We start from the raw sequence: 17834 nt of genomic DNA, 5'->3' as shown, positions 1-17834 counted from the left end.
CAACAAGTCAACAATAATTGCGAGGCGGAATGGCGGCGCTTACTGGGCCGGTTCCGGCGGGCCGGCGGGTTTCTGGCGGATGATGCGGACCGAGTCCTGGACTTCTTCCCAGGTCAGGCGTAGCTGGTGCAGAAACTCCTGGCCGGCTTCGGTGAGCGTGTAGTACTTGCGGGGGGGGCCACTGGTCGATTCCTTCCAGGTATAGTCCAGCAAGCCCGCGTTTTTGAGGCGCGTGAGCAGCGGGTAGAGCGTGCCCTCGACCACAATCATGCGGGCGGCGGTCAACTCTTCGAGCATATCGGACGCGTACACCTCGCCGCGGGCAATGATTTCCAGGATGCAGAACTCCAGGATGCCCTTCCGCATCTGCACTTGGGTGTTCTCGACTTTCATGGGCTAAGGCAGATTGGGTTGAAGAATGAATCAAAGGTAACAAAAGGTACTATGCAACGCAAGGTACTGTTGAAATTAATTTCAAGTTTGCTTCGTGATTCGCTGCCTGAGCAGTAGCAGGCAGAAAAAGGGGGGCGGGGGAGTTAGCCAGATCGATATCAGCCGACTGGTCACTCGCCCGTGTGCTCGAAGAAGAGCCCGATTATTGCAAGGAGACTAGGGTCGCGTTCAGCTGCCCTACCGGGCAACTAGTGGCCAGTATGGTTGCCACACAGTATGGGCTTCGGCAGCAGGGGAATGCGCTGTATCTTTGCTGGGTATTTTTGGCAGCTTGCCGATAAATGCAATCCGGCCCGCACTATAAACTAGTATCTTGCGTTGCTGCCGAATAAGCCTTTTTTCTCTTTTTGGATTCGTATCTGGCTCTACTATCTATGCCCTACTTTTTCCCTCGCACCGCCCTGTTGTTGGGTCTTGGCCTGAGCATAGCTGCCCTGACACCGGCCCTGGCCCAGACCAAGACGCCCAAATACAGCAACGAATTCCTTAATGTAGGCGTGGGCGGCCGCGCCCTGGGCATGGGCAAAGTGCAAGTCAGCCTGGCCGATGACGCTACGGCCGGCTATTGGAATCCGGCCGGTTTGGTAAACCAAAAAACCAAGTACGACGGCGTTCTGATGCACTCCGAGTTGTTTTCGGGCATCGTGAAGAACGACTACGCGGGCTTTAGCATGAAGCTCGACGACCAGAGCGCCCTGGGTGCCAGCATTATCCGGCTGGGTGTTGATGATATTGCCAATACCCAGAACCTGATCAACGAGTACGGCTACATCGATTACAACAACATTCGCTATTTCTCGGTAGCCGATTACGCCGTGCTGCTCTCTTATGCCCGCCAGATTGGGAGCATCGAGGGCCTGCAGGTGGGAGCCAACGCCAAAATCATCTACCGCAACATCGGCGACTTCGCCGACGCCTGGGGCTTCGGCATCGATGCCGGGGTGCAGTACCGCCGCAACGGCTGGCAGCTGGGCCTGATGGCCCGCGACATTACCACGACTTACAACGCCTGGACTATCCACCCTGAGTCCTTCGAAGGGCCCTCGGCGGCGCTGGGTACGTTGCCCAAAAATAGCACCGAGATCACGCTGCCACTCTTTATATTCGGAGGCAGCCGCCTTGTTAAGCTCCCCGGCGAGTTCACGGCCCTGGCTGCCTTGGATATGGAGTTGAGCACCGATGGCCAGCGCAACACGTTGGTTTCGAGCAAGGCTGTGAACCTCGACCCGCGGGCGGGCCTGGAACTAGGCTACAAGAACCTGGTGTATTTGCGCGGCGGGGTGGGCAACGCCCAGCAGGTGCAGTCGTTCACGGGTTCCGAAACCTGGAAAGTACAGCCCAGTCTGGGCTTAGGGGTAGCTCTGAGCGGCCTGCGGCTCGATATGGCCCTGACCCGACTGGCGGTAGAAAAACTCGGCCAACGCTCCCAGCCCACGTCCATTATCGTGTCGTTGGGCTACGGTATTAAGTAAGCATCATCCGGCCTTACGTCTTTCTTTTAGTGCAATTAGATATGAAACAACCCTACTCAAGACTGAAGTTGTGGTGGCTGGTTTGCCTGCTCAGCTTGCTGAGCGCGTCGGCGGCTTCGGCCCAGTCGGGGCCCTACGGCAACGAGTGGATCGTGCCCGGCCAGCAATACTATAAAATCAAGGTCAGCCAAGACGGTATCTACCGCCTCGATTACCAGTACCTGCAGCGCACGGGCGTCGGAAACGCCGATCCGAAGCGGTTGCAGCTGTGGCGGCGGGGCCGGGAAGTGGCCATCCATGTGGGCGGCAACGCCGGCACGCTCGATGCCACCTCGTTCGTCGAGTTCTTCGGCCAGCGCAACGACGGCCAGCTCGACCGGGGCATGTACAAGGACCCGGCCGCCCAGACGCATAACTTATATAGCCTCTTCACCGATACGGCCGCCTATTTCCTGACCGTTTCGCCTACCACGCTGGGCAAGCGCATGGCCCAGCCCCAGGCCCCGGCCACCACCCTGCACCCCACTTGGCAGCAACGGTCGACCAATGTCGTGGTAGACAGCTACTCTGATGTTGATGAAGCCAAGTTGGTCTACTACCCCTGGATGGAAGCCGGCGAAGGGTTCCTGTCGAATCTGCTCGGACATCGGACCGACCGAAATAGTGGTCAACTAGCCCTTGACTTCAAGGCTAGTTTTACCGTGGACTCGCTGAGTGCAGTGGCCGGTAATCCGACGCTGGAAATGCTGCTGGTCGGAAGCCGCGATGCCGTGACCCGGAGCGGTGTTATCCGGCTGGAGTCGGGCTCCGAGCCTCGGGTGCTGGGTGGCTTCACGATTGCCAACTTCGACAAATTCAAATTCTCGGCTCTGTTGCGGCCCACCGACGTCGGGTCCGACGGTAAGGTGAAAGTGCTGGTCGATGTCGCCCTTGACCCGGCGTTGCGCGGGGATGACTTTATGCGGGTAGCCTACCTGCGTGTGACTTACGCGCAAACGCGCCGCTGGGTAGCGGGCCGGGCCGGTATCTCCTTTCGCTCCGATTCAACCCTGGCCGGACCGGCTGCCTACCAGTTTGATAACATTCCGGCGACGGTAGTTGGTTATGACGTGACCAACCCCACCGCCGTGGAGCGCATTAGCCCTCAAGGGACGGGTGCTGCCACGCAATTCGTCTTCCCCAATGCTAACGGCCGCACGCACAACTTGCGGCTGCACGACGCGGCCCGCCCGCTGGTGCCGCTGGCAGCTCAGTCCGTGCGGTTTCGCTCGCCGGCTGCTGCGGCCAATTTTCTCATCATCAGCGCCCGGGGCCTGATGCGGCCCACTTCCGATGGCGCTTCGGCCAACCCGGTGCGCAGTTACGCCGCCTACCGAGGCTCAACGGCGGGCGGTAAGTACGATACGCTGACGGTGAGCGTCGAGCAGCTCTACGACCAGTTTCACTACGGCGAAAAGTCGGCGCTGGCCATCCGGCAGTTTACCAAGTGGGTGCAGGCCACCGGCGGCACCAAGCAGCGCTATCTGCTGCTGCTGGGCAAGGGCTACGAAACCGGTGCCCGGCTTGATCCTCAGAAGATTTATCACCGCCAGCTTGATCCGCTGAAGCTGGGCCAGAGCCCGGATTGGGTGCCTACCAGCTCCCGGGGATCATCCGATATCTTCTTCACGGCCGACTGGCCTAACGGGAGCTACTTAGCCACGATGTTTACGGGGCGTATTGCCGCCCAGAATCCCGACCATATTCTCAATTACTTGCGCAAGCTCCAGGAGCATGAGGCCCTGGGCCTAGAGCCTTGGCGCCGCAATGTGTTGCTGATGGCCGGGGGAGAGGATGACCAGCAACGAGCCACGTTCGAGGACCACATGGCCAGTTACGGCCGCATTATGTCGGCCCCACTCTTCGGGGGGCAGGTGGTGCGAACGGTAAAACGTGCTGATTATCCGAAGGATACGCCGGCTATTGTTAACATCACGCCCCAGATGAATGCGGGCTTATCGGTGATTAGCTACTTCGGTCACGGCAGCCTGCGAAACTTCGACCTGACGCCGCTCGATATCCGCGACCCGGCCAGCGGCTACGCCAACAAAGGGCGTTACCCGGTGTTTTTTCTGAGCGGTTGCGCGGCCGGTCGCTTTGGCGTGGGTTTGGGCGGCTCGATGGCCGAAGACTGGGTGCTACTGCCCGACAAGGGCTGCGTAGGCTTCATGGCTTCCTCGACGTTCGACGTCGACCCGAATATGCATCTGCTCGACGAGCTGACTTTCAAGCTACTCTTCAACGACCCGCAGTGGTACGGGAAGCCCATCGTTCAGGTGCAGGCGGAGGCTTTCCGGCGCTTGCAGCAGCCATTGCTGAACGGCGGATTCAACGATTTTGCCATCCCGACCCTGATGAGCACCATCTGGCAGGGCGACCCGGCGTTGCGCCTGTTCTCGCCTGAGCGACCCGATTTCCAGACGGCCGACAACCGCCTGCAGATTTCGCCCACGCCGGTACCGGCCACGCCCGGGGCCAAGTTCAGCCTGACGCTGGGCGTGAGCAACCCCGGCAAGATTACCACAGGCTCGCTTCCCATTCGGGTAACGCGCATGGTGGGCAGCATCACGAGCGTCGTCAACTTCACCGTGCCCCAGGCTCGGCAGGATACCACGTACACGCTGGCGCTGGAGAACCCGCTCACCGGTAGCATCGCGGGCCAGAACACGTTCCAGGTCGATATCGACCCCGACAACGTGATTCCGGAACTCGACGAAACGAACAACCGCGCCACGCTCACTTATAGCTTCCTGACGGGTGGCGTGACAGCGCTCAGCCCGCCCGAATTTGCTATTGTGGGTGCGCCCAATGTGCGCTTGGTAGCCCAGAGCAACGTGCCCACCATCATCAGCCGGGAGTACGATTTCGAGCTTGACACCACCCAGGTATTCGCCAATCCTCTGCGCCAGCAGCGGCTGAGTGCTACGATGGTGCCCGAATGGACGCCCGCGCTGCCCACGTTGCCCGGCCAGCCCGACAGCGTGGTTTGGTACTGGCGGGTGCGCCTGCATGCGCCCCAGGGCGACGAAAGCGCCGACTGGGCCGTTAGCTCGTTTCGCGTTATCAACGGCCTCAGCCAGGGTGGCTGGTCGCAGAGCCACCCCGGCCAGTTCCGCCGCGACGAGCGGAATGGGGCCGAAGTAGCCGTGCCCGGCGGGCAGTGGAGCTTCGATTCCAATGGCCAGCGGGCTACCGTTACCTCTACCCGTATCGGCCCGGCCCGGCAGTGGGAAACGCTCTACCACACCATCCGGACCAGCGCCACGGGTAGCTATAAACTGCAACTGCTGGGCATCGACACGCTCGGCGTCACGACGGTACTTGATGCCAACGTAACGAACCGGACGCTGACGCTGAACGCAATTTCGGCCAAAAAGTACCCTTACCTGCAGCTGCAAGCTACGCTGGAAGATGCGACGCCCGGCCGCACGCCCCAGCTGGAGCAGTGGTTGGTAACCTACCAGGGCGTGCCCGAAGGGGTGGTGCGCCCGAGTGCCACGGCCCTGACAGCCGCCCAACTCACCGACCAGGCCCAGAAGACCGGCACGGTCACGATTCCGGTGCCTTTCCAGAACGTGGCCGACTTCGATTTCAAAGCGCCGCTGGTGGGCTACATCGTGCTGCGCTCGGGCTCGGCTGGGGCTCCGCGCGAGCGGTACTACCCGCTCAGCGGCCCGGCTCTGCTGGCCCACACCCAGCAGACTTACCCGGTCACGCTCGACGTGCGCGGGTTGTTCGGTACGCTTTCGGGTCAGGTGGTGCTTAATCCGCGCCGCCAGCCCGAGCTCAACTACTTCAACAACACGCTCGATATCGCGCCCTTCGAGGTCACGAACAACGATACACCACCACTGCTTGATGTGGCCTTCGATGGCCGCCACCTGCTCAACGGTGAAATTGTGTCGGCCCGGCCCACCATCAGCATTCAGCTGCGCGACCTCGACAAGCTGCGGCCCATTACCAGCCGCTCCAACTTCCTGCTCGTGCTCACCCGGCCGGGCCAGGCTGGTCAGGCCGTGAACCTGAGTTCGGCCGACATCACCGCCTTTGTGGCCGATTCGGCCCAGGGCACGGCCCGCCTCGAATTCCAGCCGGGCAAAACCCAGCCCCTCACCGATGGCGTGTACATGTTGGAAGTGCAGGGCAAGGACGGCAGCGGTAACCTGGCCGGTACCGAGCCCTACCGCATCACGTTCGAGGTCATCACAAGCTCGTCCATCACCAACGTATTCCCCTATCCGAACCCGGTGACCAGCAAAACCAAGTTCGTATTCACGCTCACGGGCACTGCGCCGCCGCGCAACATGAAAATCCAGATCGTGAGCCTGACGGGCCGCGTGGTGAAGGAAATCATGATGGCTGAGCTCGGCCCGCTGCGCATCGGTAACAACATCAGTGAGTATGCCTGGGATGGTACCGACGACTTCGGCGACCGGCTGGCCAACGGCACCTACCTCTACCGGGTAGTGCTCGACGACCCCAACGGCGAGTTCAAGCAACGTACCACGGCCGCCGATAAAGCCTTTAAAAAGGACTGGGGCAAGTTGGTGCTATTACGGTAAATGGTAAAAAAGTAACTTCGGTGACTGCACTTACGCAGTCCGAAGTTCTGGTAAGTAAACAGCCCCCGACGTATTTGTACGTCGGGGGCTGTTTATTAAATGGCGCTTCCTCTGCGAAGGACTACATTCCTATGGCATTCTATTGCTGGAGTCCTTCTAATCACACTCTTTTACCAAGTCACTCCTGCGCTACTTACCGCCGCCGGAGCGTGACGAAGCTGAAGGCGTGGGCGTGCTGCTCGTCGGCTTTGTGCCGCTCGCGGGATTCCTCGCGCCACTCGCCGGGGTGCAGCTCGGGGAAGGTTACGTCGCCCTCATAAGCGTGGTGTACTTCGGTGAGGTACACGGTGTCGGCAGCGGCCAGGGCCTGCTGGTAGATTTCGCCGCCCCCGATAACGAAGATATCCTCGTCCGATGCCAGAGCCATTTCCAGGGCTTGGGGCACCGAAGCGGCGGTTTCGCAACCCTCCGCCTGCCAGTCGGCTTGGCGCGTAACCACGATATTGCGCCGCTTGGGCAGCGCCCGGCCGATGCTTTCATAGGTGCGCCGGCCCATGATGATGGGATGGTTGAGGGTGAGCTGCTTGAAGTGTTTCAGATCGAGCGGTAAGTGCCAGAGCAGGCGGTTTTCGCCCCCGATAACGCCGTTATCGGCCACGGCTACAACGAGTGCGGTCATAAGGTGAGGTGGTGAGTTGGGGAAATAGGGTGTTGCCGTTCGAGAGGTTAAGAGAACGTCATTCACAGCGCAGCGAAGAATGACGTTCTCTTAACCGATAACTCAATCAAGCAGCTTCACATCAAACCCGCGCAAAAAATCCTGGATGGCCATGCGCTTTTTGCCTTCGAGCTGGACGTCGAGTAGGTCTAGCAGGCCGTCGCCGGTTTGCAGGCGCAGGTAGGTGCGGCCATCGGAGTACCAGTGGCCCGCGCCGCCAGTGTCGGGGCCGCTGGCTTCTTCATCGCTGAAGGGCTGGGCTTTGAACACTTTGAGTGTGCGGCCGTCGGGAAGTTGGGTGAAGGCGGTGGGCAACGGCGAAAGGCCCCGCACGAGGTTGGCCAGGGCCGGAGCCGACTTCATCACGTCGAGGCGACCGGTTTCTTTGGTGAGTTTAGGGGCGGGCCGTAGCTCGGGCAGCTCGTGCTGGGGAAGGCTTGGGGCGGTGCCGGCCGCAATGGCCTGCACCGAACGTAGGGCCAGCGCTGCGCCAGCCGCCTGTAGCTTCTCATAGAGCGAGCCGAAATCGTCCTCCGGAGCAATGTCCACGGCATCCTGGTAAATAAGGTTACCGGTGTCGATTTCGTGGCGCAGGAAAAAGCTGCTAACGCCCGTTTGCGTGTCGCCGTGGATGAGGGCCCAGTTGATGGGGGCCGCGCCCCGGTACTGAGGCAGCAGCGAGGCATGGATATTAATGGAACCGAGCGGCGGCATGTTCCAGACCGTTTCGGGCAGCATCCGGAAGGCCACCACCACCTGCAAATCGGCGGCGTAGCTCTTGAGCTCCGCCTGAAACTCCGGGGATTTGAGGTTGGTGGGCTGAAGCACCGGCAAACCGTGGGCGCGGGCCGCCGCCTTCACGGCCGAGCCCTGAAGCTGCCGCCCGCGCCCGGCGGGCCGGTCGGGGGCCGTGAGCACGGCTACCACCCGGCAACCATCCCAACTGATTAGGGCTTCGAGGGTGGGCACCGCGAAATCGGGGGTGCCCATGAAGATGATGTTCAGCATTGTTATCAGCGATGTAACGCGAAGCTCCAGCTTCGCATGTCGTTGCACGATGTCGTTCGGAGGTCAGCAACCATACGCGAAGCTGGAGCTTGGCTTCGCCGTCCTTCGGTTCGTGCTACAAGCATACGGCCCTCACTTGCGGAAGTCCTGCCCTCAGGCTCCAGCTCAGTTGAAATCCGGGTAGAGCAAATACTTCTTGCGCATCACTTTGTAAGCGCCCAGCCTCGGCTCCCAGGAGGCGCGGATATCGGCTTCCGACTTGCCGGCAATGATTTGCTGGCGGGTGTCGGCCGTGCCCATCAGGCGTTCGAAACCAGCGTTAAAGAAGTGGGCTTTGTCGGTGCTTTGCTGGTAGTAGTCGATCAGGTAGGAAAGTGTAAAGCCGATTTCGCCGATGCCCGCCAGATCCTGGCCATAGCAGCGCTTGCCGTTCTGGGGCGGGGTGGGGGAGCCGGTGTTGGGTGCGGGCACGAAGCTGAACGGCCGGCTGGCCGGCTGGGTGGGCGCCCCGATGAGCTCGAACGGCCGGTCGGTGCCCCGCCCTACGCTCACGTCGGTACCCTCGAACAGGCAGAGGCTGGGGTAGAGGTCGACGCTGTGGGCGGTGGGTAGGTTGGGGGAGGGGCGCACCGGTAACTCGTAGCGGGTGGCGTGGGTGTAGCCGGCCACCGGAATCACCGTCAGGCGGCACTGCCGGCCCCCGGCTAGCCACTTCTCGCCGTTAATCATCTGGGCCAGTTCACCCACCGTAAGGCCATGCACCACCGGAATCGGGTGCATGCCCACGAAGGTTTTGTATTTGGGCTCCAGCACCGGCCCATCCACGTACCAGCCGTTGGGGTTGGGGCGGTCGAGGATGATGACCTGCTTGCCCTGCTCGGCGGCGGCCTCCATCACGTAGTGCATCGTGCTGATGAAGGTATAGAAGCGCGCCCCCACGTCTTGGATGTCGAATACCAACACATCGACATCGCGCAGCATTTCGGCCGACGGTTTTTTGGTAGCGCCGTATAGGCTTAGCGCGGGCAGGCCGCTGCGGGAATCCTTACCGTCTTTGATGGTAGCCCCGTCGGCCGCTTCGCCCCGAAAACCGTGTTCCGGTCCAAAAATCACCTTTACATCGACGCCCTTGGTCAGCAGCGTATCGACCAGAAATGCCGTGCCCACGCGGGCCGTCTGGTTCACAACCAGCCCCACCCGCTTGCCTTTCAGCAGCGGCAGGTACTTATCGAACTGCGCGGCCCCCACCTGCAGAGGCGCGGCGGCGGGCAACAGCACCTGGGGCGGAGCGGCCACAGTCTGCCGCAGCACCGTATCGGGGGCGGTGGTGGCCGTTGCTGGCGCCGACTGGGGCGGGCGGGTGCAGTCGGAGAGGAAAAGGGCGAGGCTGAGCAGGCCCGAAGGCAGGAAAGAAGGCATAGGGCGGGGCGGGAACTGGAAAACTACCGGGATTCATCTAGCTTTACGCCAGTGAACGTTTCGCAGTACATATCTAATAAGATTGACGGGGCCGACGCCGGGTCGTTTACCTCGTCGGTGACAAAGATAGCCATCATCAGCATTGCCATGGGATTGGCGGTGATGATTGTGTCCTTTGCTATCCTGGAGGGGTTTCGCAACGAAATCCAGAACAAGATCTTCTCCTTCGGCTCCCACCTGCAAATCAGCAAGTACGACACCAACAACTCGCTGGAGGCCGAGCCCATCAGCGGGCCCCGGCTGGTGCGCGAGCTGCGCCGCAACCCCCAGGTGAGTTCGCTCCAGCCTTTCGCCCGCAAAACGGCCATCATCAAAACCAAAGATGAGGTGTTGGGCGTGGTCATTAAGGGCATCGACGAGAAAAGCAGTCCTTCCTCGATGCGCCAGAACCTGGCATCCGGTAAGTTCATCACATTCTCCGACTCGGCCGCCAGCAACGACGTGCTGCTCTCGCGCAAAGTGGCCGATAAGCTGCGGCTTAAAGTCGGCGACAAGGCGCTGTTCTACTTCATCCAGAACCCGCCCCGGGTGCGGCAGTTCAAAATCAGCGGCATCTACCAGACTGGCCTCGATGAGTTCGACGAGGCCTTCGTCATCGGCGACATCCAGCAGATTCGCGACCTCAACGCCTGGCCCGATTCACTGGTGGGCGGCCTCGAAGTCACGCTCAAAGACTTCAATCGCCTCGATCCAGTGGCCGATAACCTCTATGAGAACCTGCGCTACGACCTCAAGCTCGATAAAATTACCGACCAGTACGCCCAGCTTTTCGACTGGCTCCAGTTGCTCAACCGCAACGTGGTCATCTTCCTGATTCTGATCATTTTCGTGGCCACGTTCAACATGGTGGCTACTATTTTCATCATGATTTTGGAACGCACCAACATGATCGGGGTTCTCAAGGCCATCGGGGCCACCGATAATCAGATTCGGAGCATGTTCTTTTTCCGGGGCCTGAGCCTAACGGTGCGGGGCATTTTCTACGGCAACGTGATTGGGCTGGGCTTCTGCGCTGTGCAGTACTTTTTCCATCCCATCCCGCTCGACCCCGAAAACTACTACATGGACCGCGTGCCCATCCACTGGGACTTCATGATCGTGCTGATCCTCAACGCGGCTACTTTCCTCACCTCCCTGCTGGCCGTACTGGTGCCCACCTACCTGATTTCGCGCATCAAGCCCGTAACAGCCATCAAGTTCGACTAGTAGATCACGGATTAGCGCGGATTTTAACGGATTTAGCTTCGCTGTCCTTCGGATCACGGATTTTGTAGACGATTGAAAAGCAGCCAGCCACCTCAATTGAGGTGGCTGGCTGCTTTTTTTAGAGAACCGGAGAAATACAGAAGACCTGACGACGCGAGAGGTACCGGGAGGCCCGACTACAAGATCCGTGAACCGAAAGACAGCGAAGCTAAATCCGTTAAAATCCGCGCTAATCCGTGATCCTAGGCCATGAGCAGGTGGCGGCTTTGCAGGATCAGGTTGGGGTCGGGGCAGCGGGCGGCCCATTGGTCGCGCTCGGCTACCAAGGCCACGCCGGGGAAGTCGCCCACGCGGCCCTGCAAATCGGCTATTACCTGAAAGTGCAGGTGGGGCGGCCAGTCGCCGTTTTCGGGGGCGGGGCCGACTTCGGCGAAATTCTGGCCCTTTTCGATGGTGAGGCCGGGGCGGAGTAGATCGGTTTCGCGTCGGCTGAGATGGCCGTAGAGCGTATAAAAAGTGGTGCCTTCCAGCTCGTGCTCCAGGATGACGGTGGGACCGTAGTTGCCGTGGCCTTCGTTGTCCTGGAAGCTATGCACGGTGGCCGCCAGCGGGGCCAGTACCGGCGTGCCGGCCCGCAGCCACACGTCAACGCCCAGGTGCAGGGAGCGGGCGGGCACCGTGGGGTCGGCATCGAACAGGCCGGGGCTGCGGCGGTAGATAACGCGGTTTTCGAGGTAGCCGCCCACGCCAATCAGCGCATTTTGGTTGGCCAGCAGGCGAGCCACGAGTTCCTCGAAAGCGGCCGTATCACGCAGGCTCTCGTCGGCGAGCAAGGGGTTGGCGGCCGTGAAATCGAGGCGGGCCACAGTGGGCGCATTGAGGTCAACAGGCAGAACGGGGCCGAAATCGGCCTGGTGGCGTTGGAGTAGTTGGGAGAGCATGGGGGATTTTCGTTGTTCTTGATAGGCTGTCATGCTGAGCGAAGCGGAGCGGAGTCGAAGCATCTCTACCGCAATAGTAGCTCTGATATTTGGATAGCAATGCGGGAGAGATGCTTCGACTCCGCTCCGCTTCGCTCAGCATGACGTTCGGTGCGGAAAACAAATATCGAATACCGAACTTTGTGTTTAAAATCCACCCGCAAGCCCTGCATTCCAATATGAGTAGCCCATACCTGACGCTGAACGTAGTTGAACTCACCCAGGAAACCGCCGATGCCGTTACCATTCACTTCGAGCGGGCCGACCGCCAGCCGGTGGCCAGCCAGCCGGGCCAGTTCCTGACCCTGATTCTGCCCTGCGGCCCCGGCGGCAAAAAGGAGCGCCGGGCCTACTCGCTCAGCAGCACCCCCGGCGAGGCTCCGCGCCTGGCCGTCACGGTCAAGCGCGTATCGGGCGGGCTGGTGAGTAACTATCTGCTCGATACCGTGCAGGTGGGCCAGCAGCTGGAGGTGATGGCCCCGTTGGGCAACTTTACGCTCGCGCCCCAGCCCCAGGCGGCCCGTTCCATCGTGCTGGTGGGCGCCGGCTCGGGCATCACCCCGCTCATGAGCATGCTCAAGGCTATTCTCCGCGATGAGCCCAAGAGCCACGTGCTGCTCGTGTACGGCAACCGCAACGAAGAGTCGGTGATTTTTGCTGCCCAGCTGGCCCGGTTAGAGCAGCAGTACGCCGACCGCTTCCAGGTTGAGCACGTCTTCAGCCAGCCCCTGCAGCCCTCGGCCGCGCACAAGCACACCGGCCGCCTCAACCGCACCACGCTGCTGCGCATTCTGGAGCAACGCCACCAGTTTCCGGCGGCGCAGGCCGAGTACTTCTTCTGCGGCCCCGATGGCATGATGATCGAAGCCCAGTCGGCCCTGGAGCTGCTGGGTGTACCAGCCAGCCGCATCCGCCGCGAGAGTTTCGTGGCCGCCGCCGAAACGGCCGAAAGTGCTGCCGCCCAGCCCAACGGCCACGGCGACGTCTCGGCTGCCGCCGATGAAGGCCAGGACGGTACTCGCACCGTGACGGTACACTACGAGGGCGCCGAGTACCAGTTTGCCGTCGAACCCAGCCAGACCATCCTTGAAGCTGCCCTCGACCAGGACATCGACCTGCCCTACAGCTGCCAGGCGGGCCTGTGCACCGCCTGCCGGGGCAAGTGCCTCTCGGGCAAAGTGCACCTCGATGAACGCGAGGGCCTCTCGGATTCCGAAATGGACCAGGGCTACATCCTGACTTGCGTCGGCCACCCGCTCACGTCCGACGTGGTGATTGAAATCGGGTAGTCATTCCCGGAAAGCGCTGAAATGCTGCCCGTCATCCTGTACGTTGCGCAGGGTGATGGGCGTTTTGGTTTTGGTGATGTACGCCCAGGTTAGCTGCCAGAACTGCCGGGCGTGGGCGGCTGGCATGGTTCTGGTCGGATTGAGCACAGAAAAACGTGCGTAACTCTCGCGACCGGCTAATTCGGTAGCTCATTTCGCGGTACTATCTTGTTGGCGGCCTGTTATTGCGGCAGCCTTTTTCTCTCTTCGATTATGATGCATTCTGCTCCTACTGCCGACCTGGCTACCGATACCCAACGCCCCCCGCGCCACTACTTGCCCGAGGCCTTTACCGTCACCGACTGGGCCACCATCGAGCCTTACTTCATGGAGCTGCGCGACCGGGAAATTACTTCGGCTCCGGAGCTGGAGCGCTGGCTGCTCAACCGCTCGGAGCTGGAAGCGGCTCTGAGCGAGGACCTAGCCTGGCGCTACATTCGCATGACCTGTGACACCCAGGATGGCGGCCGCACCGAGGCGTTCCAGTACTTCGTGAACGAAATCGAGCCCAACGTGGCCCCCTACGACCACGCCCTGAACGAGAAGATGATCGGCTCGGAATTTCTCACGGGTCTTGATGAGGGCCGCTACCGGGTGTTTGTCCGGTCGGTGCGGCAGGCACTGGAAATATTCCGGCCCGAAAACATCCCGCTCAAAACCGAAATCAGTACCCAGCAGCAGCAATATGCTGCCCTGGCCGGGGCCATGACCGTAACGCTCGACGGCGAGGAGCTGACGTTGCCCCGGGCCGCCGACCGCCTCAAAAGCCCCGACCGGGCTGTGCGCGAAACCGCTTGGCGGGCCGTGCAGGCTCGCCGCATGCAGGACTCGAAGGCGCTTGATGAGCTGTATTCCCGCCTTATCGGCCTTCGCCACCAAGTGGCCCTGAATGCAGGCTTTGCCAACTTCCGCGACTACATGTTCGCCGCCCTGGGCCGTTTCGACTACTCGCCCCAGGACACGCTTAACTTCCACCGGGCCATCCGCGAAACCGTAGTGCCGCTCATCGACGACCTTGACCTGGCCCGCCGCCAAGACCTGAACCTGCCCGAGCTGCGCCCCTGGGACCTCGACGTGGACGTGTCGGGCCAGGCGCCATTGCGGCCATTTGCCACGGGCGCAGAATTGCTGGAGAAGACAACGGTTGTTTTCGACCGCCTCGACCCGTTCCTGGGCCAGTGCCTGCGCACGATGGGCCAGATGGGCAACCTCGACCTGGAAAGCCGCAAGGGCAAGGCTCCCGGCGGCTACAACTACCCGCTCGACGAAACTGGCGTACCCTTCATCTTCATGAACGCCACGTCTTCGCTGCGCGATGTAGTGACCATGCTCCATGAAGGCGGCCACGCCGTGCACAGCTTCCTTACGCGTCGCCTGCCCCTGAGCGCCGACAAGCACCCACCCTCCGAAGTAGCCGAGCTAGCCTCCATGAGCATGGAGCTGCTCAGCCTCGACCACTGGGACGTGTTCTTCACTGACCCCGACGAGCTGCGCCGGGCCAAGCGCACCCATCTCGAAAGCGTCCTCGAAACCTTCCCCTGGGTGGCTACCATCGATAAATTTCAGCATTGGGTGTACGAGAACCCGACCCACACTGAGCAGGAGCGCCATACCCGCTGGGTCGAGCTGTTCGATGAGTTCAACCAGCGTACTGTAGACTGGCAGGGGCTGGAGAATATCAAGCCTTACCTCTGGCAAAAGCAGCTCCACCTCTACGAAGTACCCTTTTACTACATTGAATATGCAATGGCCCAACTCGGCGCCATTGCCGTGTGGCGCAAATACCGCCAGAACCCGCAGGAGGCCCTCGCAAGCTACCAACGGGCGCTAGCGCTGGGCTATACTGCGCCCATCGGCGAGATTTACGCCGCCGCCGGCATCCGCTTCGACTTCAGCACCGAGTATCTGCGTACCCTCGCCGACTTTGTGCAAGCCGAAATGGCCAAGTTATAGAGTCGCAAGCGGGGAGGCAAAGCGTCGGGCAGCGAAAATATTCCCTGTGATAATCAGCTGATTACCTGTGAAAAAAGGCTGGTATGCATAAAAATGCTGGGCAGACCTTGCACAGTTCGGAATGCCCCGCTACTTTTGCACTCCCTTCCGAAAAGCATTCAGCCAATGGTCGGGAATTGATTCTGTAGCTCAGCTGGTAGAGCAATACACTTTTAATGTATGGGTCCTGGGTTCGAATCCCAGCGGGATCACCAAAAGGCCTCACTACGCTGCGTAGTGAGGCCTTTTTTGTTTTGTGGGGCTGCGGATGCCATACCCGAAATCTGCTTCCCGATGAGCACTGAAACTTGCTTTAAGCCTCCAGTGTCCTTGCCATACAGCAATTCCATAGGCGGAGTGTTCAGCCGGTAGGAGCGCCACTTTGCGCCTCGTTTTTGAACGATGCCAGACCAACGGAGTCAGTCTGAGGGCAATGTTTACGGTAAAAACGCGCCGAATGAGCCATTGCTGGCAGCGTGCAGTACTCGCCTTGGTTCCGGGTAGTGTAGGTGCAAAGCGCGTTGCAGTAGACGGCCGGTTTATGCGGCAGTGGTGCGATGCTTCCCTCTCAAACTTCTCCCAATTCGCCCTGAGTGGCGTAGCGCCGTTCGGCAAAGGTGCGGAGTAGGTCGAAGGCCAGGTCGGTTTCGGTGTCGTCTTCGGAGAACAGGTTGCCGTAGATAACCCGGTCGGCCAGTTGCAGAGCTAGGCGCACGTCGGCATCGTGCTCGTAGCGGGCCACGATTTCGCGGGTGGTCAGGCTGGTGATGTTGTGGTCTTCGAGCGTGGAGAGGTAGTTCTTCCAAAGCGTGATAGCCCGCTCCATGTTAGTAAGCGAGCGGGAAAGCGTGAACCGCTCGACATGGCGGGCGTACTGAGCCAGAAAATAGGCGTGATTTTTCCGGCGGCGGTAGCGGCGGTAGCGCTGGCGCAGGCGCCGCCGAAAGCCTAGCACCAGTGCGCCCACTGTAAGCAGCAGCGCGGCCAGCGCGGCCAGCCAGTACGGGTAATTGAAGCGGGCCGGCGTGGGCCGCAGCTCCAGGTTCTGGCGTAGTGCCGGCGGCTCGGAACCTCGCGCCGCGCCCAACGGAGCCGTGCGTATTAGCCGCACCTGGGCCGTTGTAGTGGGTAGCAGCAGCGTGTCGCGGCCACGCAGCACGGTTACGGGCAGGCTTAGCGTCTGCACCGAATCGAGCTGGAAGGTGCGCAATTGGTACACGGCTCGGTCGAAGCTGCGGCCCTGGCGGGTGCGGGTAGGGTAGTAGCGGCGGCCCACGTACTCGAAGGGCGCGAAGTTGGCCGCCGAATCGGGAAAAATCAGTTCCTGGCCGGGGGCGTGCCGGGAGCTCAACTCGAACTCCACGATTTCGCCCACCCGCAGCGTGGGTTGCCGGAAATGGCCTTGGGGTGGCATATCGGCGGGCGCTTGCGCCAGCAGGGACAGGGTAGCGGTTAAACTTATTGCTGCTACTACCAGGCAGCAGATGGCGCGTTTAGCCCAGCCGTGCACCTCATGCCCGTCTCCTCCCCTCCGGGAGAGGGGTGCGTTCAGTAAATCCTCGAACTCGCGTCTAGCACCGCACTCCCGGAGGGGAGGGGACGGGGGTGGGATAAACGGCTGGGCCCGGCGCCACCCCAGCCAGCTTTTCCAATCCAGGCCCTTATCCACGGCCGCCGCGCTGGTTGCGCCGCCGAAACAGGTTCACCAACTGGGGAACGAAGTCGGTGGCGGTGCTGATGGATAGGTACTCGGTGCGGTGGCGGCGGCAGATCTGGCCGATTTGCTCGCGGTTCTGCTCGTAGGTAGCGCGGTAGCGGGCCCGGAACGCGGCCGACGACGTGTTGACCCACACTGTGCGGTCCGACTCCTGGTCGTGGAGCGGAATGATGCCCAGGGGCGGAAACTCCTGCTCCCGCTGGTCGAGCAGCTGAAGTACCACCAGGTCGTGCTTGCGGGCCAGCATCGTCAGCTCGCGCTCGTAATCGGCGTCAATGAAATCGGAAATCAGCAGCACCAGCGTACGCCGCCGCAGCAGCCCCAGCGCCTGCTTGATGCCGGCCGCCACTCCTGTTTGGCGGCTGCGGGGCGTGAGTTCGAAGAGGCGCTTGATGAGGGAGTAGGCGTGGTGGTTGCCCTTGCCGGGGGGCAGGTAGAGTTCCTTTTGATCGGAAAAAGCCAGCATCCCGAGCTGAGCACTCTGGCGGGCGGCAGCCAGGGCCAGCACCCCGCAGATTTCGCGGCCCACATCGAGCTTGCGGTTGCCGGCCGCGCCTACCTGCTGGGAAGCGCTTACGTCGAGCAATAGCAGCACCTGCTGCTCGCGTTCTTCCTTGTAGGTTTTAACGAACGTGCCGTGGCCTTTGCTCGATACGGCCCAGTCGATGGCCCGTACCTCGTCGCCGTATTGGTAGAGGCGCACATCGTCGAATTCCAGTCCCGTGCCTTTAAATACGGAGTGAAAGTCGCCCTGCAATTGGGCGTCGATGGCCTTGAGAATGCGAATTTCCATCTGCCGCAGGCGGCGCACGAGTTGCTGGAAAGGAGAATCGGCGGGCTTCATGGCGTCTAAACTACGGCATCGGGCTAACTTTGCTGC

General features: G+C 61.1%; 13 protein-coding genes and 1 tRNA gene. 6 read left to right on the top strand and 8 right to left on the bottom strand.

Features of this window, described 5'->3' with window-relative positions:
• Window positions 1–39: 39 nt before the first annotated feature.
• Window positions 40–393, bottom strand: a complete 354-nt coding sequence (locus CDA63_RS12705; protein WP_088464837.1) for a PadR family transcriptional regulator — start codon at window positions 391–393, stop codon at window positions 40–42.
• Between the two features lie 434 nt (window positions 394–827).
• Here CDA63_RS12705 and CDA63_RS12700 point away from each other — a divergent pair, with 434 nt between their 5' ends.
• Complete coding sequence (locus CDA63_RS12700; protein WP_088464836.1) at window positions 828–1925, top strand: putative type IX sorting system protein PorV2; 1098 nt, start codon at window positions 828–830, stop codon at window positions 1923–1925.
• Window positions 1926–1966: 41 nt separating this feature from the next.
• A complete protein-coding gene (porU2, locus tag CDA63_RS12695; protein WP_088464835.1) occupies window positions 1967–6526 on the top strand; it encodes a putative type IX secretion system sortase PorU2 in 4560 nt (1519 codons plus the stop codon).
• Between the two features lie 193 nt (window positions 6527–6719).
• Here porU2 and CDA63_RS12690 read toward each other — a convergent pair whose 3' ends face one another.
• The 3 genes from CDA63_RS12690 to CDA63_RS12680 all read right to left on the bottom strand — a co-directional run bounded on the left by CDA63_RS12690 (window position 6720) and on the right by CDA63_RS12680 (window position 9671).
• Complete coding sequence (locus tag CDA63_RS12690) at window positions 6720–7205, bottom strand: dihydrofolate reductase (RefSeq protein WP_088464834.1); 486 nt, start codon at window positions 7203–7205, stop codon at window positions 6720–6722.
• A gap of 102 nt (window positions 7206–7307) precedes the next feature.
• Window positions 7308–8252 (bottom strand): methionyl-tRNA formyltransferase, encoded by a 945-nt coding sequence (fmt, locus tag CDA63_RS12685; protein WP_088464833.1) that lies wholly within the window; start codon window positions 8250–8252, stop codon window positions 7308–7310.
• 165 nt (window positions 8253–8417) lie between these two features.
• The gene (locus CDA63_RS12680) at window positions 8418–9671 is read right to left on the bottom strand and encodes an exo-beta-N-acetylmuramidase NamZ family protein (RefSeq protein ID WP_088464832.1); all 1254 of its coding nucleotides are present in this window, start codon (window positions 9669–9671) and stop codon (window positions 8418–8420) included.
• A gap of 51 nt (window positions 9672–9722) precedes the next feature.
• On the opposite strand from CDA63_RS12680, the gene CDA63_RS12675 reads away from it, so the two are divergent.
• Window positions 9723–10937, top strand: coding sequence for an ABC transporter permease (locus CDA63_RS12675; RefSeq protein ID WP_088464831.1), 1215 nt, complete (start codon window positions 9723–9725; stop codon window positions 10935–10937).
• A 242-nt stretch (window positions 10938–11179) separates the two neighbouring features.
• On the opposite strand, the gene CDA63_RS12670 is transcribed toward CDA63_RS12675, so the two are convergent.
• Complete coding sequence (locus CDA63_RS12670) at window positions 11180–11878, bottom strand: peptidoglycan DD-metalloendopeptidase family protein (protein ID WP_088464830.1); 699 nt, start codon at window positions 11876–11878, stop codon at window positions 11180–11182.
• Between the two features lie 218 nt (window positions 11879–12096).
• On the opposite strand from CDA63_RS12670, the gene CDA63_RS12665 reads away from it, so the two are divergent.
• Window positions 12097–13206, top strand: coding sequence for a ferredoxin--NADP reductase (locus CDA63_RS12665; protein ID WP_088464851.1), 1110 nt, complete (start codon window positions 12097–12099; stop codon window positions 13204–13206).
• Here CDA63_RS12665 and CDA63_RS21600 read toward each other — a convergent pair whose 3' ends face one another.
• On the bottom strand, window positions 13207–13332 hold the full coding sequence (locus CDA63_RS21600; RefSeq protein WP_262490661.1) for a hypothetical protein: 126 nt from the start codon (window positions 13330–13332) through the stop codon (window positions 13207–13209).
• Between the two features lie 129 nt (window positions 13333–13461).
• Between CDA63_RS21600 and CDA63_RS12660 the strand changes: the two genes are divergently transcribed.
• Both CDA63_RS12660 and CDA63_RS12655 read left to right on the top strand, forming a co-directional pair.
• On the top strand, window positions 13462–15198 hold the full coding sequence (locus tag CDA63_RS12660; protein ID WP_088464850.1) for a M3 family oligoendopeptidase: 1737 nt from the start codon (window positions 13462–13464) through the stop codon (window positions 15196–15198).
• Between the two features lie 178 nt (window positions 15199–15376).
• Window positions 15377–15452 (top strand) — tRNA-Lys (locus CDA63_RS12655).
• A gap of 353 nt (window positions 15453–15805) precedes the next feature.
• Here the strand turns inward: CDA63_RS12655 and CDA63_RS12650 are convergent.
• Entirely contained in the window at window positions 15806–16651 is an 846-nt protein-coding gene (locus CDA63_RS12650) for a hypothetical protein (RefSeq protein WP_088464829.1), read from the bottom strand.
• A gap of 247 nt (window positions 16652–16898) precedes the next feature.
• Window positions 16899–17798 carry a DUF58 domain-containing protein gene (locus tag CDA63_RS12645; protein WP_088464828.1) on the bottom strand — a complete coding sequence of 300 codons (900 nt, stop codon included), beginning with the start codon at window positions 17796–17798 and terminating at the stop codon, window positions 16899–16901.
• Window positions 17799–17834: the final 36 nt, after the last annotated feature.

Origin of the sequence: Hymenobacter amundsenii (assembly GCF_002204745.1) — a bacterium.
Classification (GTDB): domain Bacteria; phylum Bacteroidota; class Bacteroidia; order Cytophagales; family Hymenobacteraceae; genus Hymenobacter; species Hymenobacter amundsenii.
The sequence above is the reverse complement of the archived record's forward strand: the minus strand, read 5'-3'. Positions and strand labels throughout refer to the sequence as shown.

Coding starts and splice junctions, on each gene's coding strand:
- CDA63_RS12650 (WP_088464829.1), bottom strand. CDS start 16,651: ATGCCACCCCAAGGCCATTTCCGGCAACCCACGCTGCGGGTGGGCGAA.
- CDA63_RS21600 (WP_262490661.1), bottom strand. CDS start 13,332: ATGCCAGCCGCCCACGCCCGGCAGTTCTGGCAGCTAACCTGGGCGTAC.
- fmt (WP_088464833.1), bottom strand. CDS start 8,252: ATGCTGAACATCATCTTCATGGGCACCCCCGATTTCGCGGTGCCCACC.
- CDA63_RS12700 (WP_088464836.1), top strand. CDS start 828: ATGCCCTACTTTTTCCCTCGCACCGCCCTGTTGTTGGGTCTTGGCCTG.
- CDA63_RS12705 (WP_088464837.1), bottom strand. CDS start 393: ATGAAAGTCGAGAACACCCAAGTGCAGATGCGGAAGGGCATCCTGGAG.
- CDA63_RS12645 (WP_088464828.1), bottom strand. CDS start 17,798: ATGAAGCCCGCCGATTCTCCTTTCCAGCAACTCGTGCGCCGCCTGCGG.
- CDA63_RS12680 (WP_088464832.1), bottom strand. CDS start 9,671: ATGCCTTCTTTCCTGCCTTCGGGCCTGCTCAGCCTCGCCCTTTTCCTC.
- CDA63_RS12665 (WP_088464851.1), top strand. CDS start 12,097: ATGAGTAGCCCATACCTGACGCTGAACGTAGTTGAACTCACCCAGGAA.
- CDA63_RS12670 (WP_088464830.1), bottom strand. CDS start 11,878: ATGCTCTCCCAACTACTCCAACGCCACCAGGCCGATTTCGGCCCCGTT.
- CDA63_RS12690 (WP_088464834.1), bottom strand. CDS start 7,205: ATGACCGCACTCGTTGTAGCCGTGGCCGATAACGGCGTTATCGGGGGC.
- porU2 (WP_088464835.1), top strand. CDS start 1,967: ATGAAACAACCCTACTCAAGACTGAAGTTGTGGTGGCTGGTTTGCCTG.
- CDA63_RS12660 (WP_088464850.1), top strand. CDS start 13,462: ATGCATTCTGCTCCTACTGCCGACCTGGCTACCGATACCCAACGCCCC.